Raw genomic sequence first — 20231 nt, forward strand, 5'->3', positions numbered from 1 at the left:
CGCACCACTGGCTTCGAGACTTGGGAGGGAATCGATGACTGTGTCTCATGCGCGCGCCCGGCGTGCGCCCCGTACCGTGTGCCTGGCCGTGTTGTGCAGCGTCGGCTGCGCCCAGGCCGATGCCGAACCCAACGGCCCGCAGGGCAAGTTGCTGGCCGATCAGGAAGACTATTCGGCGCTGGCCGAGCGTCCGCGTGAGGGCTGGGAGAAGTGGAAGTACATCCCGCTCGACGACGGCTGGCTCAGCCTCGGCGGCGAGAGCCGCACGCTGTACGACTACCGCGAGCACGCCGGCTTCGGCCGCTTCGCCACCGATCCGCACGGCTACGCGCAGCAGCGCCTGCGGCTGTGGGCCGACTATCGGCCCTCGGCGTACGTGCGCCTGTTCGGCGAACTGGCCGACAGCCGCGTCGCCGGTCTGCAGACGCGGCCGGTGCAGGCCACCGACCGCAATCCGCTGGACCTGGCGCAGGGCTTCGTCGAACTGTCCGACGGGCAGAAGGCGCCGGCCTGGCGCCTGCGCGCCGGCCGCCAGCAGATCGCCTACGCCTGGCAGCGCCTGCTCGACCCGCGCGATCCGGCCAATTCGCGCATGCCCTTCGACGCGGTGCGCCTGCTGACCCGGCAGCCGCGCTGGAGCGGCGGCCTGCTGTGGGGGCGGCCGGTGCTGACCCGCACCGGCAGCTTCGACGACCGCAGCAACCGCGACCAGCGCCTGTGGGGCGCGCACGCCGAAGTGCCGTTGTCCACGCGGCAGCCGAAGGCGGCGCTGCTGGAAACGCTGTACCTGGATACCGTGCAGGACGGGCGCCGCTATGGCGGCGTGGTCGGCGAGGAGCATCGGCACACCCTGTCCACACGGCTGAGCGGCGCCGTGCAGGGCTGGGACTACGACCTGGAACTGATCGGCCAGCGCGGCCGGTTCGCCGGCCAGCGCGTGCGCGCCTGGCAGGGCACGCTGTTCGGCGGCTACACCTTCGCCACGACGGCGTGGACGCCGCGCCTGGGTTGGCGCATGGAGGTCTCTTCCGGCGACCGCGATCCGCGCGATGGCGAACTGAACACCTTCAACGGCCTGTACGCGCGCGCCTCGGTGTTCGACGGCAGCATGATCAGCAGCAACGTGCGTGCGGTGGGCCCGGAGCTGGTGCTGCGTCCCAGCGAGCGGCTGTGGATCGACATGTACGTGCTCAAGCTGCAGCGGCAGAGCCTGCACGACGGCGTGTACGCGGCCGGCTGGCGGGTGCTGCAACCGGGCGACGCCAACGCCGCGCGCGACATCGGCACGCGCTCGGTGCTGTGGGTGAAGTACCGCTTCAATGCCTTCGCCAGCCTGGACGTGTACGCCCACTACACCCAGGCCGGGCCGTTCCTGCGCGAGGGACCCGTCCGCGGCCGCGACTACTTCTACACCGCCCCCTTCCTGACCTTGCGTTTCTGAGCCGGAGCCTTCCCATGCGCGATCCGCTGCCATCGCCTGCGCCGTACCGCCCGCTGTATGCGTGGTACGTCACCATCGTGCTGTTGCTGGCCTACACGCTGTCATTCGTCGACCGACAGATCCTCGGACTGCTGGTGCAGCCGATCAAGCGCGACCTGCAGTTGTCCGACTCGGCCTTCAGCCTGGTCCACGGCTTCGCCTTCGCGGTGTTCTACACGCTGATCGGGGTGATGCTGGGGCGCGTCGCCGACCGCCGCAACCGCCGCAACCTGATCGTGCTGGGCGTGGTGGTGTGGATCGCGGCGACCGCGGCCGGCGCCTACGTCACCAGCTTCTTCACCCTTTTCCTGGCGCGGGTGTTCGTCGGCGTCGGCGAGGCCTCGCTGTCGCCGGCGGCGTACTCGATGCTGGCCGACTACTTCCCGCCGGAAAAGCGCGCGCGGGCGATGAGCGTGTACACCTCCGGCGTCTACATCGGCTCGGCGGCGGCGTTCATCGTCGGCGGCCTGGTGATTGCGGCCACCAGCAAGGAGAGCACGGTGGTGTTGCCGTTGCTGGGCAGCTTCCGGCCCTGGCAAGCGGCCTTCATCCTGGTCGCGCTGCCCGGGCTGGCGGTGATCGCGTTGATGGCCACGGTGCGCGAGCCGGCGCGGCGCGAGCAGGCCGCGGCGGTGCCGAGCGTGCGCCCTGACCTGGGCCATCTGCGCGACAACGCGCGGGTGTACGTGGCGCTGTTCCTGGCCAATGGCGTGATCGCGATGATCACCTTCGGCATCACCGCCTGGCTGCCGGCCACCTTCATCCGCCGCTGGCAGTGGACCCCGGGCGAGATCGGCCCGGCCTACGGCATCATCATCCTCACCTTCGGCATCGCCGGCATGCTGTTCAGCGGTTTCCTCGCCGACCGCCTGGCCGCGCGCGGCAGCCGCGACGCGGCGCTGAAGATCTCGCTGGTCGGGGCCTTGCTGCTGGTGGTCAGCAGTGGGCTGTTCGCGGTCGCGCCGGGGCCGTGGCCGGCGCTGGCGGCGATCGCGCTGACCACGTTCCTGTTGGGCATGCCGGTGGCGCTGGCGCCGGCGATCCTGCAGGCGGTCACCCCCAACCGCCTGCGCGGCCAGGTCACCTCGATCTACCTGCTGCTGGTCAACCTGATCGGGCTGGGCCTGGGCCCGTACCTGGTGGCGCTGGGCACCGATCACGTGCTCGGCGACGAGCGCCAGGTCGGTTTGTCGCTGGGCGTGGTGTGCATGGGCGCGGCGCTGCTCGGCGCGTTGTGCCTGTGGAGCGCGGCCGCGCCGTACCGGGCGCTGCTGCGGCGCGTGGACGCGGCGTTGTGACCATGCGCGGCCATGCCCCTACAATGCAACGGCGACGGCGCTGCCGGCCGGCGCCGATGGATGCGCGCGCATCCGCCGTGGCCTGTTCGCAGGAAGCCCCTTGCAGGAAGCGCAGTGAGTTCGAAACCCAGTCCCGAGATGTCCAGCACCGCGTTGCCCGCCGATCCGCACACGGTGGACAGCGTGGACCAGCGACGCCTGACCAGCCTGATCGGCTACCGCATCACCCGCACCGAACTGCAGGTGCGGCGCCTGTTCCAGGAGTGCGTGCGCGCCTTCGAGCTGAAACCGGTGGAGTATTCGCTGCTGGTGCTGGTGGACGCCAACCCGGGCATCAATCAGCGCCAGTTGGGCGAAGTGCTGAGCGTGTCGCCGCCGAACCTGGCCATCGTCGTGGCGCGCCTGGTCAAGCGCAAACTGCTGCGGCAGGTGCGCGGGCGCCAGGATCGGCGCATGCAGCACCTGCACCTGACCGCGCCCGGCACGGCGCTGCTGGCGCAGGCCGAAGCCGAGGTGGTGCGCATGGAGCAGCAGCTCGGTGGCGCGCTGGGGGCGACCTCGGCACGCGCGCTGCTGCAGGCGCTGGACCGGTTGGACCAGGTGGACGCGCTCGAGCGTCTGTAGCGGTCGCCCACGGCGCGGCTGGCCCCTGCCGTCCGTCCTTTTTCCTTGCTGATTCCCGACCCGCCGCCAGCAGCCCGCTGACCGCGCGCGTCGCCGCGTGGCCGCGCCCCGCGCACGGCGGCGCCTGTCCGCGTTCCTGTCCCCCCGCACCCCGCCGTTCCCCTTTTGCTTGGAGTGCCTGCCCGTGAAGCGTGCCCGTTTTCGTGTTCCGTCGTCGCCGCGTGCCCGCGCTCGCGCGTCCCTGCTCGCCCTGTCGGCCATCGCCTGGGTCGCGCCGGCCGCGGCGCAATCGGTGCCGCAGAGCGCCACCCTGCCGACCGGCATCAACACCGGAGGGACCAGTTTCTTCGATGGCTTCAGCAAGCCCAATCCGGGCTGGACCGCGATCCAGTACCTGCGCCGCTACGACTTCGATGCGATCAAGGACGCGCACGGCGACGACGTGCCGGTGTTCCGCGATCCGCACATCGGTTCCTCGGTCTGGGTCACCCAGGTCGCCTACCTCAGCGACTACAAGTTGTTCGGCGGCTCCCTCGGCATCACCGCGCTGGCCGCGCTGGTCGATCTGGACACCTCGTTCGCGTACGACAGCCCGGTGGCGCTGCGCGACAACGGCCTCGGCCTGGGCGACCTGACCATCGGCCCGTACCTGCAGATGGCGCCGGTGATCCGCGACGGCCGCCCGGTGTTCTCGCAGCGTTTCGAACTGGATGCGCTGGTGCCGATCGGCAAGTTCGACCGCAACCGCGACGTCAACCAGGGCGCGGGCTACTGGTCGGTGCTGCCGAGCTGGGCCTTCAGCATCCTGCCCACGCCGCGCTGGGAGATCAGCGGGCGCCTGAACTACATCTACAACTTCCGCGCCGACAAGGCCTCCAACGTGCCGCAGGGCGACGGCTTCGTGTTCCGCAACGGCCAGGCCGGCGACGCCGCCTGGCTCAACTTCGCCAGCTCGCTGGAAGTGGTCAATGGCCTGCACCTGGGCATCAACGGCTACTACCTCAAGCAGCTGCGCGACAACCGCACCAACGGCCAGCGCGTGGCCGACAGCAAGCAGACCCAGTTCTACCTGGGGCCGGGCCTGTCGTGGCGGATCGACCAGAAGAACATCTTCAACGCCAACTTCTACATGCCGGTGGAGGTCAAGAACGCGCCCTCCGGCGACAACGTCAACCTGCAATACGTCCACGTCTTCTGACGCCCAACCCCGCAACGGAAACGCGCTGCCATGAACCTGCACAACAAGACCCTCCTCGTCACCGGCGTGGCCTCCGGCATCGGCGCCGAGGTCGCGCGCCTGGCGCGCTTCCACGGCGCCACGGTGATCGGCATCGATCGCCAGCCGGTCAACATGACCCTGCACGGCTTCCACCAGGCCGACTTGGGCGATCCGGCCTCGATCGACGCGCTGGTGGCGCAGTTGCCCGAGCGCATCGATGCGCTGGCCAACATCGCCGGCGTGCCCGGCACCGCGCCGGTGGACGTGGTGGCCAAGGTCAACTACCTGGGCCTGCGCCACCTCAGCCAGGCGCTGCTGCCGCGCATCGTGCCCGGCGGCAGCATCATCAACATCGCCTCGATCCTCGGCGCGGAGTGGCCGCAACGGCTGGACCTGCACAAGCAACTGGCCGCCACCGACAGCTACGCCGCCGGCCACGACTGGCTGGCGGCGCATCCGGTGCCGCAGGACACCTGTTACCAGTACTTCAAGGAGGCGCTGATCGTGTGGACGCTGCTGCGCTCGCGCGACTGGTTCGCCGAGCATTCGGTACGCGTCAACAGCGTCGCGCCGGGGCCGGTGTTCACGCCGATCCTGGGCGATTTCGTCACCATGCTCGGGCCCGAGCGGGTCCAGGCCGACGCCGGCAAGATGAAGCGTCCGGCCTATGCCGACGAAGTCGCCGAGGCGGTGGTGTTCCTGGCCTCCGATGCGGCGCGCTGGATCAACGGCGTCAACCTGCCGGTGGACGGCGGCCTGGCCGCCGCGTCCCTCTGAGCGCGCCCCTCTCTTCTTTCCTTTCCACGCGAGTACACAGCATGCACAGCACCGAACCCCTGGCCGCCGCGTCCACCTGGAGCGAGCGCATCTTCAATGGCGAGTGGATCGCCGCCCAGGGCGGCGTTCTCGAGGTAATCGAACCGGGCAGCGGCACGCCGCTGCATCGCGTCGGCCAGGCCAATGCGGCCGATGTGAGCGCGGCGGTGGCGCAGGCGCGCGAGGCGCAGCGCGCCTGGGCGGCCACGCCGCCGCGCGAGCGCGCGGCGGTGTTCCATCGCGCCGCGCAGGTGCTGCAGCAGCACGCGGCCGCCGCCGCGGCGCTGATCGCCCGCGAAACCGGCGGCATCCTGCCCAAGGGCGAGCACGAGGTGCGCGAGGCGATCGTGCTGCTGCAGCAGGCCGCGGCGATGCCGCTGCAGGCGCAGGGCCAGGTGCTGCCGACCGCACCGGGCCGGCTGAGCCTGGCGCGGCGCCTGCCGCTGGGCGTGGTCGGGGTGATCTCGCCGTTCAACTTCCCGCTGGTGCTGTCGCTGCGCTCGGTGGCGCCGGCGCTGGCGGTCGGCAATGCGGTGGTGCTCAAGCCCGATCCGCGCACGCCGTACGCCGGCGGCTTCGTCATCGCCGAAGTGCTGCAGCAGGCCGGCCTGCCGAAGGGCCTGCTGCACGTGCTGCCGGGCGGCGCGGACGCCGGCCAGGCGCTGGTCGAGGCGCCGGGCGTGCCGATGATCGCGTTCACCGGTTCCACCGCCGCCGGCCGCCGCATCGGCGAGCTGGCCGGCAAGCACCTGAAGAAGACCGCGCTGGAGCTGGGCGGCAAGAATTCGCTGATCGTGCTCGACGATGCCGACCTGGACAAGGCGGTGTCGGCGATCGCCTTCGGCGCGTACTTCCACCAGGGCCAGATCTGCATGGCCACCGGCCGCGTGCTGGTCCAGCGCCGCATCGCCGCCGAACTGACCCGGCGCCTTGCGGAGAAGGCGCGGCATCTGCCGGTCGGCGACCCGGCCACCGCGCACGTCGCGCTCGGCCCGATCATCGACCAGCGCCAGCTGCAGCACGTCAAGGAGGTGGTCGATGCCTCGGTGGCGGCGGGCGCGGTGGTCGAGGCCGGCGGTACCCACGACGGCCTGTTCTACGCGGCCACGGTGCTGTCGAACGTGCAGCCGGGCATGCCGGCGTTCGAGGAGGAAGTGTTCGGCCCGGTGGCCAACGTGATCGCCTTCGACAGCGACGACGAGGCGGTGGCGCTGGCCAACCAGACCGAGTACGGCCTGTCGGCCGGCATCCTGTCGGCCTCGGTGGGCCGCGCGATGGCGCTAGGCGAACGCCTGCACACCGGCCTGCTGCACATCAACGACCAGACCGTGGCCGACGAAGTCACCAACCCGTTCGGCGGCACCGGCGCTTCCGGCAACGGCACCAGCATGGGCGGCCCGGCCGACTGGGGCCAGTACACGCACTGGCAATGGGTGACGATCCAGGACAGCGCGCCGCAGTATCCGTTCTGAGTGTGGGTTCGCCGGGCGTCGGTGTGGCGCCCGGCGATGCGTCTGGCCGACCAGCACAGGAATCAAGCAAAGGAATCGCGCTTGGCCGGTTCGCGTGTGGGTTGGAATCCCTGGTCGCGGCTGAAGCCGCTCCTACGACATGCGACGGCGTCTTACGCTGCAGCGCAGATGTAGGAGCGGCTTCAGCCGCGACGCGGGAGGTATGAAGATGCGGGGCGGGGCCGGCGCGTCGGGACTGAAGTCCCTCCCACAGTGCAGTGCCCCGACAGTGCTGGTGCTGCGGATGTGGGAGCGGCTTCAGCCGCGACGCGGGGAGGTATGAAGATGCGGAGCGGGGTCGGCGCGTCGGGACTGAAGTCCCTCCCACAGTGCAGTGCCCCGACAGTGCTGGTGCTGCGGATGTGGGAGCGGCTTCAGCCGCGACGCGGTGAGGTATGAAGATGCGGGGCGGGGTCAGCGCGTCGGGACTGAAGTCCCTCCCACAGTCAGTGCCCCGACAGTGCTGGTGCTGCGGATGTGGGAGCGGCTTCAGCCGCGACGCGGGGAGATGGAAGGTGCAGTACGAGCCAATGGGTAGAGAGTGAAGCCTTTCCCGCAGGTGCGCTACCGCGCCTGCGACGACGGGTTCCCGCTCTGTTGGCTTCGCTGCCGGAACTGGATCGGCGAACACCCGGCGTGCCGGCGGAAGCAGCGGCTGAAATACGCCGCATCCGCATAACCCAGCACCGTGGCCAGTTGTTGCACGGTCAACGTGGTGTAGACCAGGCTGCGCCGCGCTTCGAGCATGATCCGGCGCTGCAGCAGTTCCAGTGCCGAGGCGCCGGCCAGGCGCCGGCACAGAGCGTTGAGATGGCTGCGGCTCAGCCCGAGCCGGTCCGCATAGCGGGCCAGCGGCCAGTGTTCGCGGTAATGCGCGTCGATCAGCGCGGTGTAGGCGCGCAGGTGGCGCGTGCCGCGGTCGGCGTCGTGCGGATCGGCGTGGACCTGCGCCAGCGCGCCGCGCGCCGCCCAGAGCAAGACCTGCGTCGCCAGCGCCTGCAGCATCGGCTCGCGGCCGGGGCGGCGTTGCGCGTGTTCGCTGGCGATGGCGGCGAAGCAGGCGTCCAGCATCGGGTGTTGGTCGCCCGCGGGCAGGCAGGCCGGCCGCGCCAGCGCTTCGTCCAGGCTCGGCCACTGCGCCGCCAGGCGCTGCCGCAGCGGCGCCGACACGGTCACGATATGGCCGCGCACGTTGCGCTGGAAGCGGAAGCCGTGCACGCACAGCGGCGGCAGCAGCAACAGGCACGGCCCGCGCAGGCGCTGCTGCGTTCCGTCCAAGTGCAGACCGGCGCTGCCGCGCTGCAGGTACAGCAATTGCAGCAGGTCGTCGTGGCGGTGCGGGCGGATGTGCCAGTCGTGCAGGCGGCTGCGCGCGGCGATGGATTCCCAATGCAACAGGTCTGGCGTCTCGCGATCGCCGGTCTCGCCGTACAGGCGGAAGGCCGGGACCGTGACCGGTGACGTGACGGCAGCTGAAGCGGTACGGGGCATCGGCGAAAAGTACCGGAATCGGTCGCAATGATCCATGTCCTCGACGCACCGCAGCCGGAACACTGTGCATCGGTTCCATCCTTCGGAGGACGCATGCGTACCCAGGTCGCCATCGTCGGCGCCGGCCCGGCCGGACTGCTGCTCGGGCAGTTGCTGCACGGCCACGGCATCGACACCGTCATCGTCGAGCGGCAGACGCCGGAGCATGTGCTGTCGCGGATCCGCGCCGGCGTGCTGGAGCAGGGCACCGCCGACCTGCTGTGCGCCGCCGGCGCCGGTGCGCGCATGCAGCGCGAGGGCATCGTCCACCATGGCTTCGAGCTGGCGCTGGAGCAGCGCCGCGAACGCATCGCGCTGAGTGCGGCCAGCGGCGGCCGCGCGGTCACCATCTACGGCCAGACCGAAGTGACCCGCGACCTGATGGATGCGCGCCGGGCCGCCGGCGCGACCACGCTCTATTCGGTCGAGGATGTGCATTTGCACGACATCGACGGGCCGCAGCCGTGGCTGAGTTTCGTGCAGGACGGCGCCGCGCGGCGGCTGGACTGCGACTACGTGGTCGGCTGCGACGGGTTCCACGGGGTCAGCCGCCGCGCGATCCCGGCCGAGGTGCTGCGCGTGTACGAGCGGGTCTATCCGTTCGGCTGGCTGGGCGTTCTGGCCGATACCCCGCCGGTGGCCGACGAACTGATCTACGCGCGCCATGCGCGCGGTTTCGCCCTGTGCAGCATGCGCTCGCCCACCCGTACCCGCTACTACGTGCAGGTGCCGGCGCAGGAGCGGGTGGAGGACTGGTCGGACGATCGCTTCTGGGACGAACTGCGCCGGCGCCTGCCCGACGACGTGGCGCAGGCGCTGGTCACCGGCCCGTCGCTGGAGAAAAGCATCGCGCCGCTGCGCAGCTACGTCGCCGAGCCCATGCAGTACGGCCGCCTGTTCCTTGCCGGCGATGCCGCGCACATCGTGCCGCCGACCGGCGCCAAGGGCCTGAACCTGGCCGCCGGCGACGTCGGTTTGCTCGCGCACCTGTTCGCGCTGGCGCAGCAGGAGCGCAGCGACGCACCGCTGCAACGCTATTCGGAGTTGGCGCTGCAGCGCGTGTGGAAGGCCGAGCGTTTCTCGTGGTGGATGACCACGATGCTGCACCGCTTCCCGGACGAGGACGCGTTCAGCCGCCGCCTGCACGATGCGGAGCTGGACTACCTGCTCGGCAGCGCCGCTGGTCGCGCGACCATCGCCGAGAACTATGCGGGTTTGCCGTTGGCGGTTTGAGGGAGGGGGATTGGGGAGTCGGGATTGGGGATTCGCTAAAGCCGCGCCCCAGTCCATTTGCGGGCGCTGATCGTCTTCGTTTCGGCTTTCCTCCAATCCCTAATCCCTAATCCCTAATCCCGATCAAAGCGCCAGCGATCGTCGCTGTCGATGACCGCGATTGGGCGAGCCGATCGCCGACGAGGCAGCTCGCCAGCGCGTCGCTGCGCCAGGCCATGTGCACGCACGTTGAGGTGCGTGCTGCCGCGCCATTTCTGATGTCGAGGTAACTGTGGCGATTCTCCCAGACCCGGAAGAAAGCCGGTAAATCCGCCGGTTTTTCGCGATTTCCTGCGTCGCGCGGGCACTGCGCGTTGCTACGCTGCAGCCGCGCAAGTGCCCTCGTTGCCTTGTATCGCGGCGGCGCATCGTCATTGCGCATTTCCCTGTTCCCCCATCGGAGCGTCTTCCATGAAGATCCGTTTTCAGGCCTGTCTGCTGGCGCTGCTGCTTGCGCTTCCCGCCGCGTCCGCGTTCGCGCAGACCGCGGTCACCGCCAATCCCGACCATGCGCAGCTGCTGCACGGCGAGGACTGGCGCACTACTGCCAACAAGCGGCTGGTTTACGATTTCTGGCGCATCGTGTTCGAAGCCGGACACACCGAATATGCGCCGCTGTACATGGCCAAGGACTACATCCAGCACAACCCGAACGTGGCCAACGGCCGCGACGCGTTCCTGGCGTTCCTGACCTCCTTCGTCAAGCCGACGCCGATCCAGCCGCGGGTGCAGTTGCCGTTGGTGGCGATCCTGGCCGAAGGCGACTACGTGACCCTGGTGTCGGTGCGCACGCTGCCCGATCCCAAGGACGCCAGCAAGACCTACACCACCACCTGGTTCGACATGTTCCGCATCCAGAACGGCAAGATCCAGGAGCACTGGGACGCGGCGACCAAGTGATGCCGCACGGTTGACGTTGCACGCCCGCCGGTGCCGCCCGCTGCTGTGGGCGGCACCGGCGGTGCGTGCGTACAGCGCCGTGCGTGCGGGTCAGAACGCGTCGGCGCGGTAGCCGGTGTCGATGCTGAGGCTGCCGCCGAGCGCGCGCGAGACGCAGGCGCACAGCTTGCGGTTGCTGTGGCGCTGTTCGTCGCTGAGGAACACGTCGCGATGGTCCAGCGGTGCGGCGGCCTCCAGCACCTCGACCACGCACAGGCCGCATTCGCCGCGGCGGCAATCGGCCATGACCTCCACGCCGGCCGCGCTCAGCGCATCCAGCAGCGACTGGTTCTCGGCGACCTGCACGGTCTTGCCCAGTGCCGGCACCTGCACCACGAACGGTTGCGCCGGCGCGCTGCCGCTGTTGCCGAAGGTCTCGAAGTGCAGGCGCGCGCGGGCACGGCCGTCGTCGCGCCAACGCTGCCGCAGTTCGTCCAGCAGCGGCAGCGGGCCGCAGGCGTAGACGTCGGCGTTGCGCGGCCACTGCGCGATCTGCGCGGCCAGGTCGAGCTGGCCCAGATGTTCCGGGCAGAACAGCTGCAGGCGCTCGCCGAGCAGGTCCTGCAGGTGGTCCAGGTAGGCCATGCTGGCGCGGCTGCGGCCGGCGTAGAGCAGGCGGAACGGAATGCGTCCGCGCGCCAGCCGCTGCGCCATGCCCAGGATCGGGGTGATGCCGATGCCGCCGGCGACCAGGACGATGTGCTCGGCGGTTTCGTCCAGCGCGAAGTGGTTGTTGGGTGCGGAGATCTCCAGGTCCGCGCCCGGCGCCAGCGCCCACATCGCCCGCGAACCGCCGCGGCTGTCGGGCACCGCGCGCACCGCGATGCGGTAGTGGCCGTCGGCCGCGGGTTCGCCGACCAGCGAATAGGAGCGTTCGTCCCAGGCGTCGCCGATACGCACGCGCACGCCGAGGTGGCTGCCCACGGTGAACGGGCGGCCGGCGTTGCCCGGGTCGAGCACGATCTCGCGCACGTCCTGGCAGGGCGTGGCGATGGCGACGACGCGGGCGGTGGTCCACTGGGTGTCTTTGCGCATGGCGGGGTCCGGCAGGCGGGAAGGGGAGGCGGAGGCAGGATGCGGGCGGCCGCGACGCTTAGGCGGGTGGGTGTCGCCGCAGCAGGCGGATGCCGGGGATCTGTCCCAGCGCGTTGTGGTCGTGCAGGGCATGGTGGGCGTTGCGCTGCGCCAGCCGCGCGTGCTCGCGCATCAACGCTTCGGCGCGCGCGCCTTCGCGGCGCACGATCGCGTCCAGCACCTGGCGGTGCTGGTCCTGCGCGATCGACAGCACGGTGGCGGCCTGGCCGCGCTCGAGCACGAAGCTGCTGGGCGAGGCGAACGGCAGTTGCGTCACCCGCGCGAACTCGCGCGACAGCAGTGCGCTGCCGGCCATCTCGAACAGCAGCGCGTGCAGCTGCGCGTTGCAGTCAACGTAGCCGGCGAAGGCGTCCTCGCTCAGCGGTCGCGTCGCCAGCACCGCGTCGATCCGCGCCAGCAGCGCCTGCGCCTGCGCCAGCAAGGCCGGCTCGGCGCCACGCTCGGCGGCGCGGCGCGCGGCCAGGCCCTCGAGAGTGCCGCGCAATTCGATGGCGTCGTCCACATCGGCCTCGTCGAATGCCTGGACCGCGTAGCCGCCGCCGCGCAACGGCTGCACCAGGCCTTCCTCGGCCAGCCGCTGCAGGGCGGCGCGCACCGGCGTGCGCGAGGCGCCCAGGCGCTCCACCAGGGCGATCTCGGACAGGCGTTCGCCGGCGGGCAGCGCGCCGGCCAGGATCAGCTCGCGCAATTCCAGCAGGGCGCGGGTGGTCTGCGCGGCGCTGGAGCGGAACGGATGCGCGGCGGACATGGCGGTGGCTCCCGGAACCTGGCGGCGGCTCATCCGACCATGCGCAGGTGCAGGTCCTGGCTGCGCTGCTCGGCGGCGATCATGCGCTCGATCAGGCGTCGCGCCCACATGCCGCCGGCATCGACATTGAGGTTGTAGAACACGTGGTCCGGATGCGCGTCGATGGCGCGCTGCTGCGCTTCCAGCACCAGCTCGTCCTCGCCGAACACGCCGGTGACGCCGTCGCGCAGGCGCGTGGTGATCGATTGCTCGTGCAGCGAGTGGTTGCGCGCGAACGCCCAGAAGTAGTGGCAGGTGCGGTCGGTTTCCGGGGTGATGGTGTTGAGCACGTAGCCGTTGACTCCGCGCGAGCGGTCGCCCTGCGGCGCGCCGCTGCCGGCCACCGCCACGCCGACGTCGATGGCGATGGTGCACGGCGCCTCGAAGCGGATGATCTGCCAGCGGTCGACCTTGCCGCGGTAGCCGTGCGCGTGTTCGATCTGCCAGGCCCAGAACGGCGGCGGGTCGATGTCGAGCATCCAGCGCGAGACCACCGTGCTGCGTTCGCCGTGGACCACGTCGAACGGCGCCTCGGCGACCTCGTCCTGGCCGATGCTGGAGCCGTGCACGAAGGTCTCGTGGGTCAGGTCCATCAGGTTGTCCAGCACCAGCCGGTAGTCGCACTTGACGTGGATGGTGCGGCCGTCGCCGGCCCAGGCCGGATCGTCGTTCCAGTGCAGGTCCGGCACCAGCGCCGGATCGGCCAGCGCCGCATCGCCCGGCCACACCCAGACGTAGCGGTGCCGTTCCACGGTAGGGAAGCGGCGCACGCAGGCGGAGGGATTGATGGTGTCCTGCGAGGGCATGTGCACGCAGCGCCCGTTCGCGTCGTAGACCAGGCCGTGGTAGCCGCAGACCACGTCGTCGCCGCGCAGCCGGCCCATCGACAGCGGCACCAGGCGGTGCCAGCAGGCGTCCTCGAGCGCGGCGACGCGGCCGCTGCTGGTGCGGTACAGCACGATGTCCAGGTTGCACACCTTGCGCGGCAGCAGCGCGTGCTTGACCTCGTGGTCCCAGGCGATGGCGTACCAGGCATTGAGCGGAAAAGCCGGAGCGGACGACTGCATGGCGGCGACCTCGATTGTGTATACAACAGGCTGGGGAAGAACCTTGCGTGTTGCTGGCGGACGGCGGCTTAACACCGCATTCACGCCGTCGCCCCCTGTGTGGCGATGAGCGAATGTATACAACAGGGCGGGATCGGCATGCCGTTGCCATGCCGTTAAATTGTTCGTTTATCGAACTGCGCATCCGATAATCGGATTGACCGCCCGCCGGAGCGGGCCTAACGTGGCCTCCCGGAGCGACCTGGAGGAGGATGTCGTGGCAGACCCCGTAATGCGCCTGCGCCGCCGTGCGCTGCGCCCCCGGCCGGCGACGGCGGAGCGGCGCCGATGATCGACAAGACCCTGGCCTCGTGCGCCGCCGCGGTGGCCGACATCCCCGATGGCGCCACGGTGATGATCGGCGGCTTCGGCACCGCGGGCATGCCCGATGCGCTGATCGACGCGCTGATCGCGCAAGGCGCGCGCGAGCTCACCATCGTCAACAACAACGCCGGCAACGGCGAGACCGGGCTGGCCGCGCTGATCAAGCACAAGCGCGTGCGCAAGATCGTGTGTTCGTTCCCGCGGCAGAGCGACTCGCAGCACTTCGACGCGGCCTACCGCGCCGGCGAGCTGGAACTGGAACTGGTGCCGCAGGGCAACCTGGCCGCGCGCATCCACGCCGCCGGCAACGGCCTGGGCGCGATCTTCACCCCCACCGGTTACGGCACCGAGCTGGCCGCCGGCAAGGAGACCCGCGAGATCGACGGCCGCCACTACGTGCTGGAGTATCCGATCCGCGCCGATTTCGCGCTGATCAAGGCGCACCATGGCGACCGCTGGGGCAACCTGGTGTACCGCAAGACCGCGCGCAACTTCGGCCCGCTGATGGCGATGGCCGCGACCTGCGCGATCGTGCAGGTGGAGAAGGTGGTGGAACTGGGCGCGCTGGACCCCGAAGCGGTGGTGACCCCGGGCATCTTCGTGCAACGGCTGGTGGCGGTGAGCGCCACGCAGGAGGACGCATGCACGCATTGAGCGGCCGCGGCATCGACCGCAACGCGCTGGCCGCGCGGGTGGCGCGCGACATCCCCGAGGGCGCCTACGTCAACCTCGGCATCGGCCTGCCGACCGCGGTGGCCAACTTCCTGCCGGCGGACAAGGAGATCTTCCTGCACAGCGAGAACGGCCTGCTCGGCATGGGGCCGGCGCCACCGCCGGGGCAGGAGGACCTGGACCTGATCAATGCCGGCAAGCAGCCGGTGACGCTGCTGACCGGCGGCTGCTATTTCCACCACGCCGACTCGTTCGCGATGATGCGCAGCGGGCGCCTGGACGTGTGCGTGCTCGGCGCGTTCCAGGTGTCGGTGCACGGCGACCTGGCCAACTGGAGTACCGGCGCGGCCGATGCCATCCCCGCGGTCGGCGGCGCGATGGACCTGGCGATCGGCGCCAAGCAGGTCTACGTGATGATGGAACTGCTGACCAAGCGCGGCGAGCCCAAGCTGGTGAGCGCGTGCAGCTACCCGCTGACCGGGTTGCGCTGCGTCTCGCGCGTGTACACCGACCTGGGCGTGTTCGCGCTGGGGCCGGACGGCGCGCGCGTGCTCGAACTGGTCGAGGGCGTGAGCCTGGACGAGTTGCGCCAGGCCACCGGGCTGGCGCTGACCCTGGCCGATTCCACGGAGGCGGCATGAACGAGGCCTACATCATCGACGGCATCCGCACGCCGATCGGCCGCTACGGCGGCGCCCTGGCCGGGGTGCGTGCGGACGATCTCGGCGCGGTGCCGCTGCAGGCGTTGCTGGCGCGGCATCCGCAACTGGATCCTGCGCACATCGACGACGTCTACCTGGGCTGCGCCAACCAGGCCGGCGAGGACAACCGCAACGTCGCGCGCATGAGCCTGCTGCTGGCGGGCCTGCCGTTCAGCGTGCCGGGCAGCACGGTCAACCGCCTGTGCGGTTCGGGCCTGGACGCCATCGGCACGGTCGCGCGCGGCCTGCGCGCCGGCGAACTCGGCCTGGCCATCGCCGGCGGCGTGGAGTCGATGTCGCGCGCGCCGTGGGTGATGGGCAAGGCGGAGAGCGCCTTCGCCCGCAACCAGCAGCTCGAGGACACCACCATGGGCTGGCGCTTCGTCAATCCGAAGATGCAGCAGCGCTATGGCGTGGAGCTGATGGGCGAGACCGCCGAGAACGTGGCCGCGCGCTACGGGATCTCGCGCGAAGACCAGGACGCCTTTGCGCTGCGCAGCCAGCAGCGCACCGCCGCCGCGCAGGCCGCCGGTTTCTTCGACGGCGAGATCACCCCGGTGACCGCCCCGGGCAGGAAGCGCGGCGAGACCGTCGAGGTCCGCGTCGACGAGCATCCGCGTGCCGACACCACGCTGGAGGCCCTGGCCAGGCTCAAGCCGATCTTCCGCCAGCCCGGCACGGTCACCGCCGGCAATGCCTCGGGCATCAACGACGGCGCCGCCGCCCTGCTGCTGGCCAACGCCGAGCAGGTGCAGGCGCTGGGCCTGACCCCGCGTGCGCGCGTGCTGGGCTTGGCCAGTGCCGGCGTGGAGCCGGCCTACATGGGCATCGGCCCGGTGCCGGCCACGCGCAAGCTGCTGGCGCGGCTGGGGCTGTCCATCGGCGACTTCGATGCGATCGAACTCAACGAGGCGTTCGCCGCCCAGGGCCTGGCCTGCCTGCGCGAGCTGGGCGTCGCCGACGATGCCGCCCACGTCAACGCCAACGGCGGCGCGATCGCGCTCGGCCATCCGCTGGGCATGAGCGGTGCGCGCCTGGTCCTGACTTTGCTGCGCCAGCTCGAGGCCAGCGGTGGCCGCCGCGGGCTTGCGACCATGTGCATCGGCGTCGGCCAGGGCGTGGCGCTGGCGATCGAGCGGCTGTAGCCGCTCGCCCCATCGACGCTGCGCCCCGCCCGCCTGCATCATTCTTCCAGCCAACCGGCTCCGCGCGGAGCCAGCGAGACCGCACGATGCGCGACGACACCCCCATCGATCCCCTGCTCGGCTATCGCCGCCCGTACCCGGGCACGCAACCGGCCTACCTGCATCCGCCGTACGCCTCCACCGGCGCGCGCGGCCCGACCCGCGATCCGATCGCGATCCCGCTGACCCTGTCCGAGGCGACCGGTCCGACCCTGGACCGCACCACCCTGGGCGCGCACGCCGCCGATCTCACCGCCGGCTTTCCCGGCGCGCCGCTGGGCGAGCGCATCATCGTCAGCGGGCGCCTGCTCGACGAGAACGGCAAGCCGGTGCGCAACAGCGTGGTCGAGGTCTGGCAGTGCAATGCCGCCGGCCGCTACCTGCATGCCGGCGACCAGCACGACGCGCCGCTGGATCCCAACTTCACCGGTACCGGCCAGGTGCTGACCGACGATCACGGCCGCTACCGCTTCACCACCATCAAGCCGGGCGCGTATCCGTGGCGCAACCACTACAACGCCTGGCGCCCGGCCCACATCCATTTCTCGCTGCACGGCGACGGCATCGGCCAGCGCCTGGTCACGCAGATGTACTTCCCCGGCGATCCGCTGCTGGCGTTCGACCCGATCTTCAACTGCGTCGAGGACCCCAAGGCGCGCGAGCGCATGGTGTCGGCGTTCGACTGGGAGAACACCGCCAACGAGTTCGCGCTGGGCTACCGTTTCGACATCGTCCTGCGCGGACGCAAGCAGACCCCTTGGGAGTGAGGCGATGAGTTTCCAGGCAACCCCCTCGCAGACGGTCGGCCCCTACTACCGGATCGGGCTGGAACCGCTGTACCGCACCGAGATCGCACCGGCGCAGGCGCAAGGCACCCACGTGGAGATCGCCGGCAGCGTGTTCGACGGCAACGGCGCGCCGGTCGGCGATGCGCTGCTGGAGATCTGGCAGGCCGACGCCGCCGGCATCTACGACCATGCCGCCGATCCGCGCCGCGGCGACCACGATCCGGCCTTCCACGGCTGGGGCCGGGTACCGACCGACGCGCAGGGCCGCTTCGCCTTCCGCACGGTCAAGCCCGGCCGCGTCGCCGGGCCCAAGGGCCTGCAGGCGCCGCACCTGGTGGTGCTGGTGTTCATGCGCGGCCTGCTGCGCGCCGCGCCGACGCGGGTGTACTTCGGCGACGACGACCTGGACGGCGACGCGATCCTGGCGCAGGTGCCGGCCGAGCGCCGCGCCACCCTGGTCGCGCAACCGCTGGCGCCCAACCGCTACCAATGGGACGTGCGCATGCAGGGCGAGCACGAGACCGTGTTCTTCCGCTACTGAGTGCGGCAGACATTGCGCACAGGCCGCAGCGGTTACCCTGCGTGATCTTCCTCCCGCGTACGAACCGATGAGCGTTTCCGAATCCCTGTTGCGTCCGCTGTTCGGCGATCCGGCCGTCGACGCGCTGTTCGACGACCGCGCGCGCCTGCAGGCCATGCTCGACGTGGAAGCGGCGCTCGCACGCGCGCAGGCGCGTTGCGGGGTGATCCCGGCCAGCGCCGCGGAACCGATCGCCGCCGCCTGCGAGGCCGCGCGCTACGACGTGCCCGCGCTCGCCGACGCCACCGCGCTGGCTGGCAATCCGGCGATCCCGCTGGTCAAGGCGCTCACCGCCCAGGTCGCCGCCACCGATGACGCGGCTGCGCGCTGGGTGCACTGGGGCGCGACCAGCCAGGACATCATCGACAGCGGTGCGGTGCTGCAGCTGCGCGCCGCGCTCGACCATGTGGAGGCGCAACTGGACGCGCTGTGCGCGGCGCTGGCGGCACTGGCGCAGCGCGAGCGCGACACCGGCCTGCCCGGCCGCACCCTGTTGCAGCAGGCGGTGCCGGTGACCTTCGGGCTGAAGGCCGCCGGCTGGCTGGACGCGCTGCAGCGCAGTCGTCGGCGCCTGCAGGCGCTGCGCGAGGACGCCCTGGTGCTGCAGTTCGGCGGCGCCGCCGGCACCCTGGCCGCGTTGCAGTCGCAGGGCCTGGCCGTGGCCGAGGTGCTGGCCGCGGAGCTGCGCCTGCCGTTGCCGGCGCTGCCCTGGCATGCGGCGCGCGACCGCATCGGCGAGATCGGCGCAGCGTTCGCGCTGCTGGCCGGCAGCCTCGGCAAGATCGGCCGCGACGTCACGCTGCTGATGCAGTCGGAAGTGGCCGAGGCGTTCGAGCCAGCGGCAGCGGGCAAGGGCGGCTCCTCGGCGATGCCGCACAAGCGCAATCCGGTCGGTTGCGTGGTCGCGATCGCCGCCGCCACGCGCGCGCCGGGCCTGCTGGCGACGCTGTTCGCGGCGCTGCCGCAGGAGCACGAACGTGCGGTCGGCGGCTGGCATGCCGAATGGGAGACCCTGCCGGACCTGGTGCGCCTGAGCGCCGGCAGCCTGGCGCAGGTGCGCGTGCTGATCGAGGGCCTGGAACTGGACCGCGCGCGCATGGCCGCGCACCTGGACAGCCACGGCGGTCTGCTCTACGCGGAAGCCGTGGCGGTGACCCTGGCCGCGCAGCTGGGCAAGGCCGCCGCGCACGCGCTGGTGGAGGCGGCGGTGCGCCGTGCGCTGGCTACGCGGCAGCACCTGCGCGCGGTCCTGGCCGAGGAGCCGCAGGTGACCGCGGTGCTGGCGCCTGCGGACCTGGACGCGCTGTTCGCCGGCGACAGCTGGCGCGGCATGGCCGCGGTGTGGATCGCGCGCGTGCTCGCCGCGCAGGCGCATCCGTGAGCCGCTGCGCGGTGCGGGTCTGCCGCAGCGCGGGCGACCCGGTCTAGACTTGCCGGCGCCGCCCGGTCCCGTGCCGCGCCGGCCCCTTCCACCTTTCCAGCGAGCGCCTCGCCCATGCCGATCCTCGACCTGCCCACGCATCGTCTGCATTACCGCATCGACGGCAGCGAAGGCCGTCCGTGGCTGACCCTGTGCAATTCGCTCGGCACCGACCTGCACATGTGGGACGCGCAGATCGCGGCGCTGGCGCCGCATTTCCGCGTGCTGCGCTACGACCGCCGCGGCCACGGCGCCTCCACCGCCGCGCCGGCGCCGTACGCCATGGCCGATCTCGGCGGCGACGTGCTGGCGCTGCTGGACGCGCTGTCGATCGAGCGCAGCCATTTCTGCGGCCTGTCGATCGGCGGGCTGACCGGACAATGGCTGGGCCTGCACGCGGGCGAGCGCCTGCTCAGCCTGACCCTGTGCGCGACCGCGGCCAGGATCGGCAGCGCCGAGAGCTGGCAGGCGCGCATCGACCAGGTCCGCGCCGAGGGCCTGGCGCCGCTGTGCGAGGGCACCCGCACGCGCTGGTTCACCCCGGCCTTCGCCGAGGCGCAGCCGGCGGCGGTCGAGGCGATCCTGGACAGCTTCCGCGCCACCGATGCGCAGGCCTACATCGGCTGCTGCCAGGCGCTGGCCGAGGCCGACTTCCGCGCACGCCTGGGCGAGATTCGCATGCCGGTGCTGGCGGTGGCCGGGCACGACGATCCGGTGTGCCCGCCGGCCGATCTGCAGGCCATCGCCACCCAGGTGGCGCAGGGCGGCTACACCGAGGTGCACGGGCGCCACCTGTGCAACGTCGAATCGCCGCACGCCTTCAACGACGCGCTGCTGCGCTTCCTGCTGCAGTAACCGCGCCCGCCTTTTTCCACACTCAGGAGT

20 protein-coding genes are annotated in these 20231 nt (G+C 71.0%); 15 read left to right on the plus strand and 5 right to left on the minus strand.

Annotation, left to right across the window (positions count from 1 at the left end; genetic code table 11):
• Positions 1–34 precede the first annotated feature (34 nt).
• From NKJ47_RS02165 to NKJ47_RS02190, 6 genes are all read left to right on the plus strand, one after another.
• A complete protein-coding gene (locus NKJ47_RS02165; RefSeq protein WP_254459926.1) occupies positions 35–1441 on the plus strand; it encodes an alginate export family protein in 1407 nt (468 codons plus the stop codon).
• Positions 1442–1455: 14 nt separating this feature from the next.
• Entirely contained in the window at positions 1456–2778 is a 1323-nt protein-coding gene (locus NKJ47_RS02170) for a spinster family MFS transporter (RefSeq protein WP_254459927.1), read from the plus strand.
• Between the two features lie 138 nt (positions 2779–2916).
• A complete protein-coding gene (locus NKJ47_RS02175) occupies positions 2917–3402 on the plus strand; it encodes a MarR family winged helix-turn-helix transcriptional regulator (protein ID WP_254461310.1) in 486 nt (161 codons plus the stop codon).
• A 184-nt stretch (positions 3403–3586) separates the two neighbouring features.
• On the plus strand, positions 3587–4600 hold the full coding sequence (locus tag NKJ47_RS02180; protein ID WP_429002478.1) for a SphA family protein: 1014 nt from the start codon (positions 3587–3589) through the stop codon (positions 4598–4600).
• A gap of 30 nt (positions 4601–4630) precedes the next feature.
• The gene (locus NKJ47_RS02185) at positions 4631–5398 is read left to right on the plus strand and encodes a coniferyl-alcohol dehydrogenase (protein ID WP_254459928.1); all 768 of its coding nucleotides are present in this window, start codon (positions 4631–4633) and stop codon (positions 5396–5398) included.
• Positions 5399–5439: 41 nt separating this feature from the next.
• Positions 5440–6909, plus strand: a complete 1470-nt coding sequence (locus NKJ47_RS02190; protein WP_254459929.1) for a benzaldehyde dehydrogenase — start codon at positions 5440–5442, stop codon at positions 6907–6909.
• A gap of 603 nt (positions 6910–7512) precedes the next feature.
• Here NKJ47_RS02190 and NKJ47_RS02195 read toward each other — a convergent pair.
• A complete protein-coding gene (locus NKJ47_RS02195; RefSeq protein WP_254459930.1) occupies positions 7513–8439 on the minus strand; it encodes a helix-turn-helix domain-containing protein in 927 nt (308 codons plus the stop codon).
• Positions 8440–8532: 93 nt separating this feature from the next.
• Here NKJ47_RS02195 and pobA point away from each other — a divergent pair, with 93 nt between their 5' ends.
• Positions 8533–9711, plus strand: a complete 1179-nt coding sequence (pobA, locus tag NKJ47_RS02200; protein WP_254459931.1) for a 4-hydroxybenzoate 3-monooxygenase — start codon at positions 8533–8535, stop codon at positions 9709–9711.
• 106 nt (positions 9712–9817) lie between these two features.
• Here pobA and NKJ47_RS02205 read toward each other — a convergent pair whose 3' ends face one another.
• Positions 9818–10132: a hypothetical protein gene (locus NKJ47_RS02205; protein WP_254459932.1), complete on the minus strand. Its 315-nt coding sequence runs from the start codon at positions 10130–10132 to the stop codon at positions 9818–9820.
• Positions 10133–10161: 29 nt separating this feature from the next.
• On the opposite strand from NKJ47_RS02205, the gene NKJ47_RS02210 reads away from it, so the two are divergent.
• Positions 10162–10650, plus strand: coding sequence for a nuclear transport factor 2 family protein (locus NKJ47_RS02210; RefSeq protein ID WP_254459933.1), 489 nt, complete (start codon positions 10162–10164; stop codon positions 10648–10650).
• A gap of 90 nt (positions 10651–10740) precedes the next feature.
• On the opposite strand, the gene NKJ47_RS02215 is transcribed toward NKJ47_RS02210, so the two are convergent.
• From NKJ47_RS02215 to NKJ47_RS02225, 3 genes are read right to left on the minus strand one after another with little or no spacing between them, the layout of a single operon-like run.
• Positions 10741–11724: a PDR/VanB family oxidoreductase gene (locus tag NKJ47_RS02215; protein ID WP_254459934.1), complete on the minus strand. Its 984-nt coding sequence runs from the start codon at positions 11722–11724 to the stop codon at positions 10741–10743.
• A 58-nt stretch (positions 11725–11782) separates the two neighbouring features.
• Positions 11783–12532, minus strand: a complete 750-nt coding sequence (locus tag NKJ47_RS02220) for a GntR family transcriptional regulator (RefSeq protein ID WP_254459935.1) — start codon at positions 12530–12532, stop codon at positions 11783–11785.
• A 29-nt stretch (positions 12533–12561) separates the two neighbouring features.
• A complete protein-coding gene (locus NKJ47_RS02225) occupies positions 12562–13638 on the minus strand; it encodes an aromatic ring-hydroxylating dioxygenase subunit alpha (RefSeq protein WP_254459936.1) in 1077 nt (358 codons plus the stop codon).
• A gap of 327 nt (positions 13639–13965) precedes the next feature.
• On the opposite strand from NKJ47_RS02225, the gene NKJ47_RS02230 reads away from it, so the two are divergent.
• The 7 genes from NKJ47_RS02230 (at position 13966) to pcaD (ending at position 20201) form a co-directional block, all read left to right on the plus strand.
• On the plus strand, positions 13966–14655 hold the full coding sequence (locus NKJ47_RS02230) for a 3-oxoacid CoA-transferase subunit A (protein ID WP_254459937.1): 690 nt from the start codon (positions 13966–13968) through the stop codon (positions 14653–14655).
• Entirely contained in the window at positions 14643–15314 is a 672-nt protein-coding gene (locus tag NKJ47_RS02235) for a 3-oxoacid CoA-transferase subunit B (protein ID WP_254459938.1), read from the plus strand. Before NKJ47_RS02230 ends, NKJ47_RS02235 begins: the two co-directional genes overlap by 13 nt.
• Positions 15311–16519, plus strand: coding sequence for a 3-oxoadipyl-CoA thiolase (pcaF, locus tag NKJ47_RS02240; protein ID WP_254459939.1), 1209 nt, complete (start codon positions 15311–15313; stop codon positions 16517–16519). Before NKJ47_RS02235 ends, pcaF begins: the two co-directional genes overlap by 4 nt.
• Positions 16520–16605: 86 nt before the next feature.
• Complete coding sequence (pcaH, locus tag NKJ47_RS02245) at positions 16606–17325, plus strand: protocatechuate 3,4-dioxygenase subunit beta (protein ID WP_254459940.1); 720 nt, start codon at positions 16606–16608, stop codon at positions 17323–17325.
• A gap of 4 nt (positions 17326–17329) precedes the next feature.
• On the plus strand, positions 17330–17887 hold the full coding sequence (gene pcaG, locus NKJ47_RS02250) for a protocatechuate 3,4-dioxygenase subunit alpha (protein WP_254459941.1): 558 nt from the start codon (positions 17330–17332) through the stop codon (positions 17885–17887).
• Between the two features lie 67 nt (positions 17888–17954).
• Positions 17955–19307 carry a 3-carboxy-cis,cis-muconate cycloisomerase gene (locus NKJ47_RS02255; protein WP_254459942.1) on the plus strand — a complete coding sequence of 451 codons (1353 nt, stop codon included), beginning with the start codon at positions 17955–17957 and terminating at the stop codon, positions 19305–19307.
• Positions 19308–19421: 114 nt separating this feature from the next.
• On the plus strand, positions 19422–20201 hold the full coding sequence (pcaD, locus tag NKJ47_RS02260) for a 3-oxoadipate enol-lactonase (protein WP_254459943.1): 780 nt from the start codon (positions 19422–19424) through the stop codon (positions 20199–20201).
• Positions 20202–20231: the final 30 nt, after the last annotated feature.

The sequence above is a fragment of the Xanthomonas sacchari genome (assembly GCF_024266585.1).
Lineage (GTDB): Bacteria > Pseudomonadota > Gammaproteobacteria > Xanthomonadales > Xanthomonadaceae > Xanthomonas_A > Xanthomonas_A sacchari_C.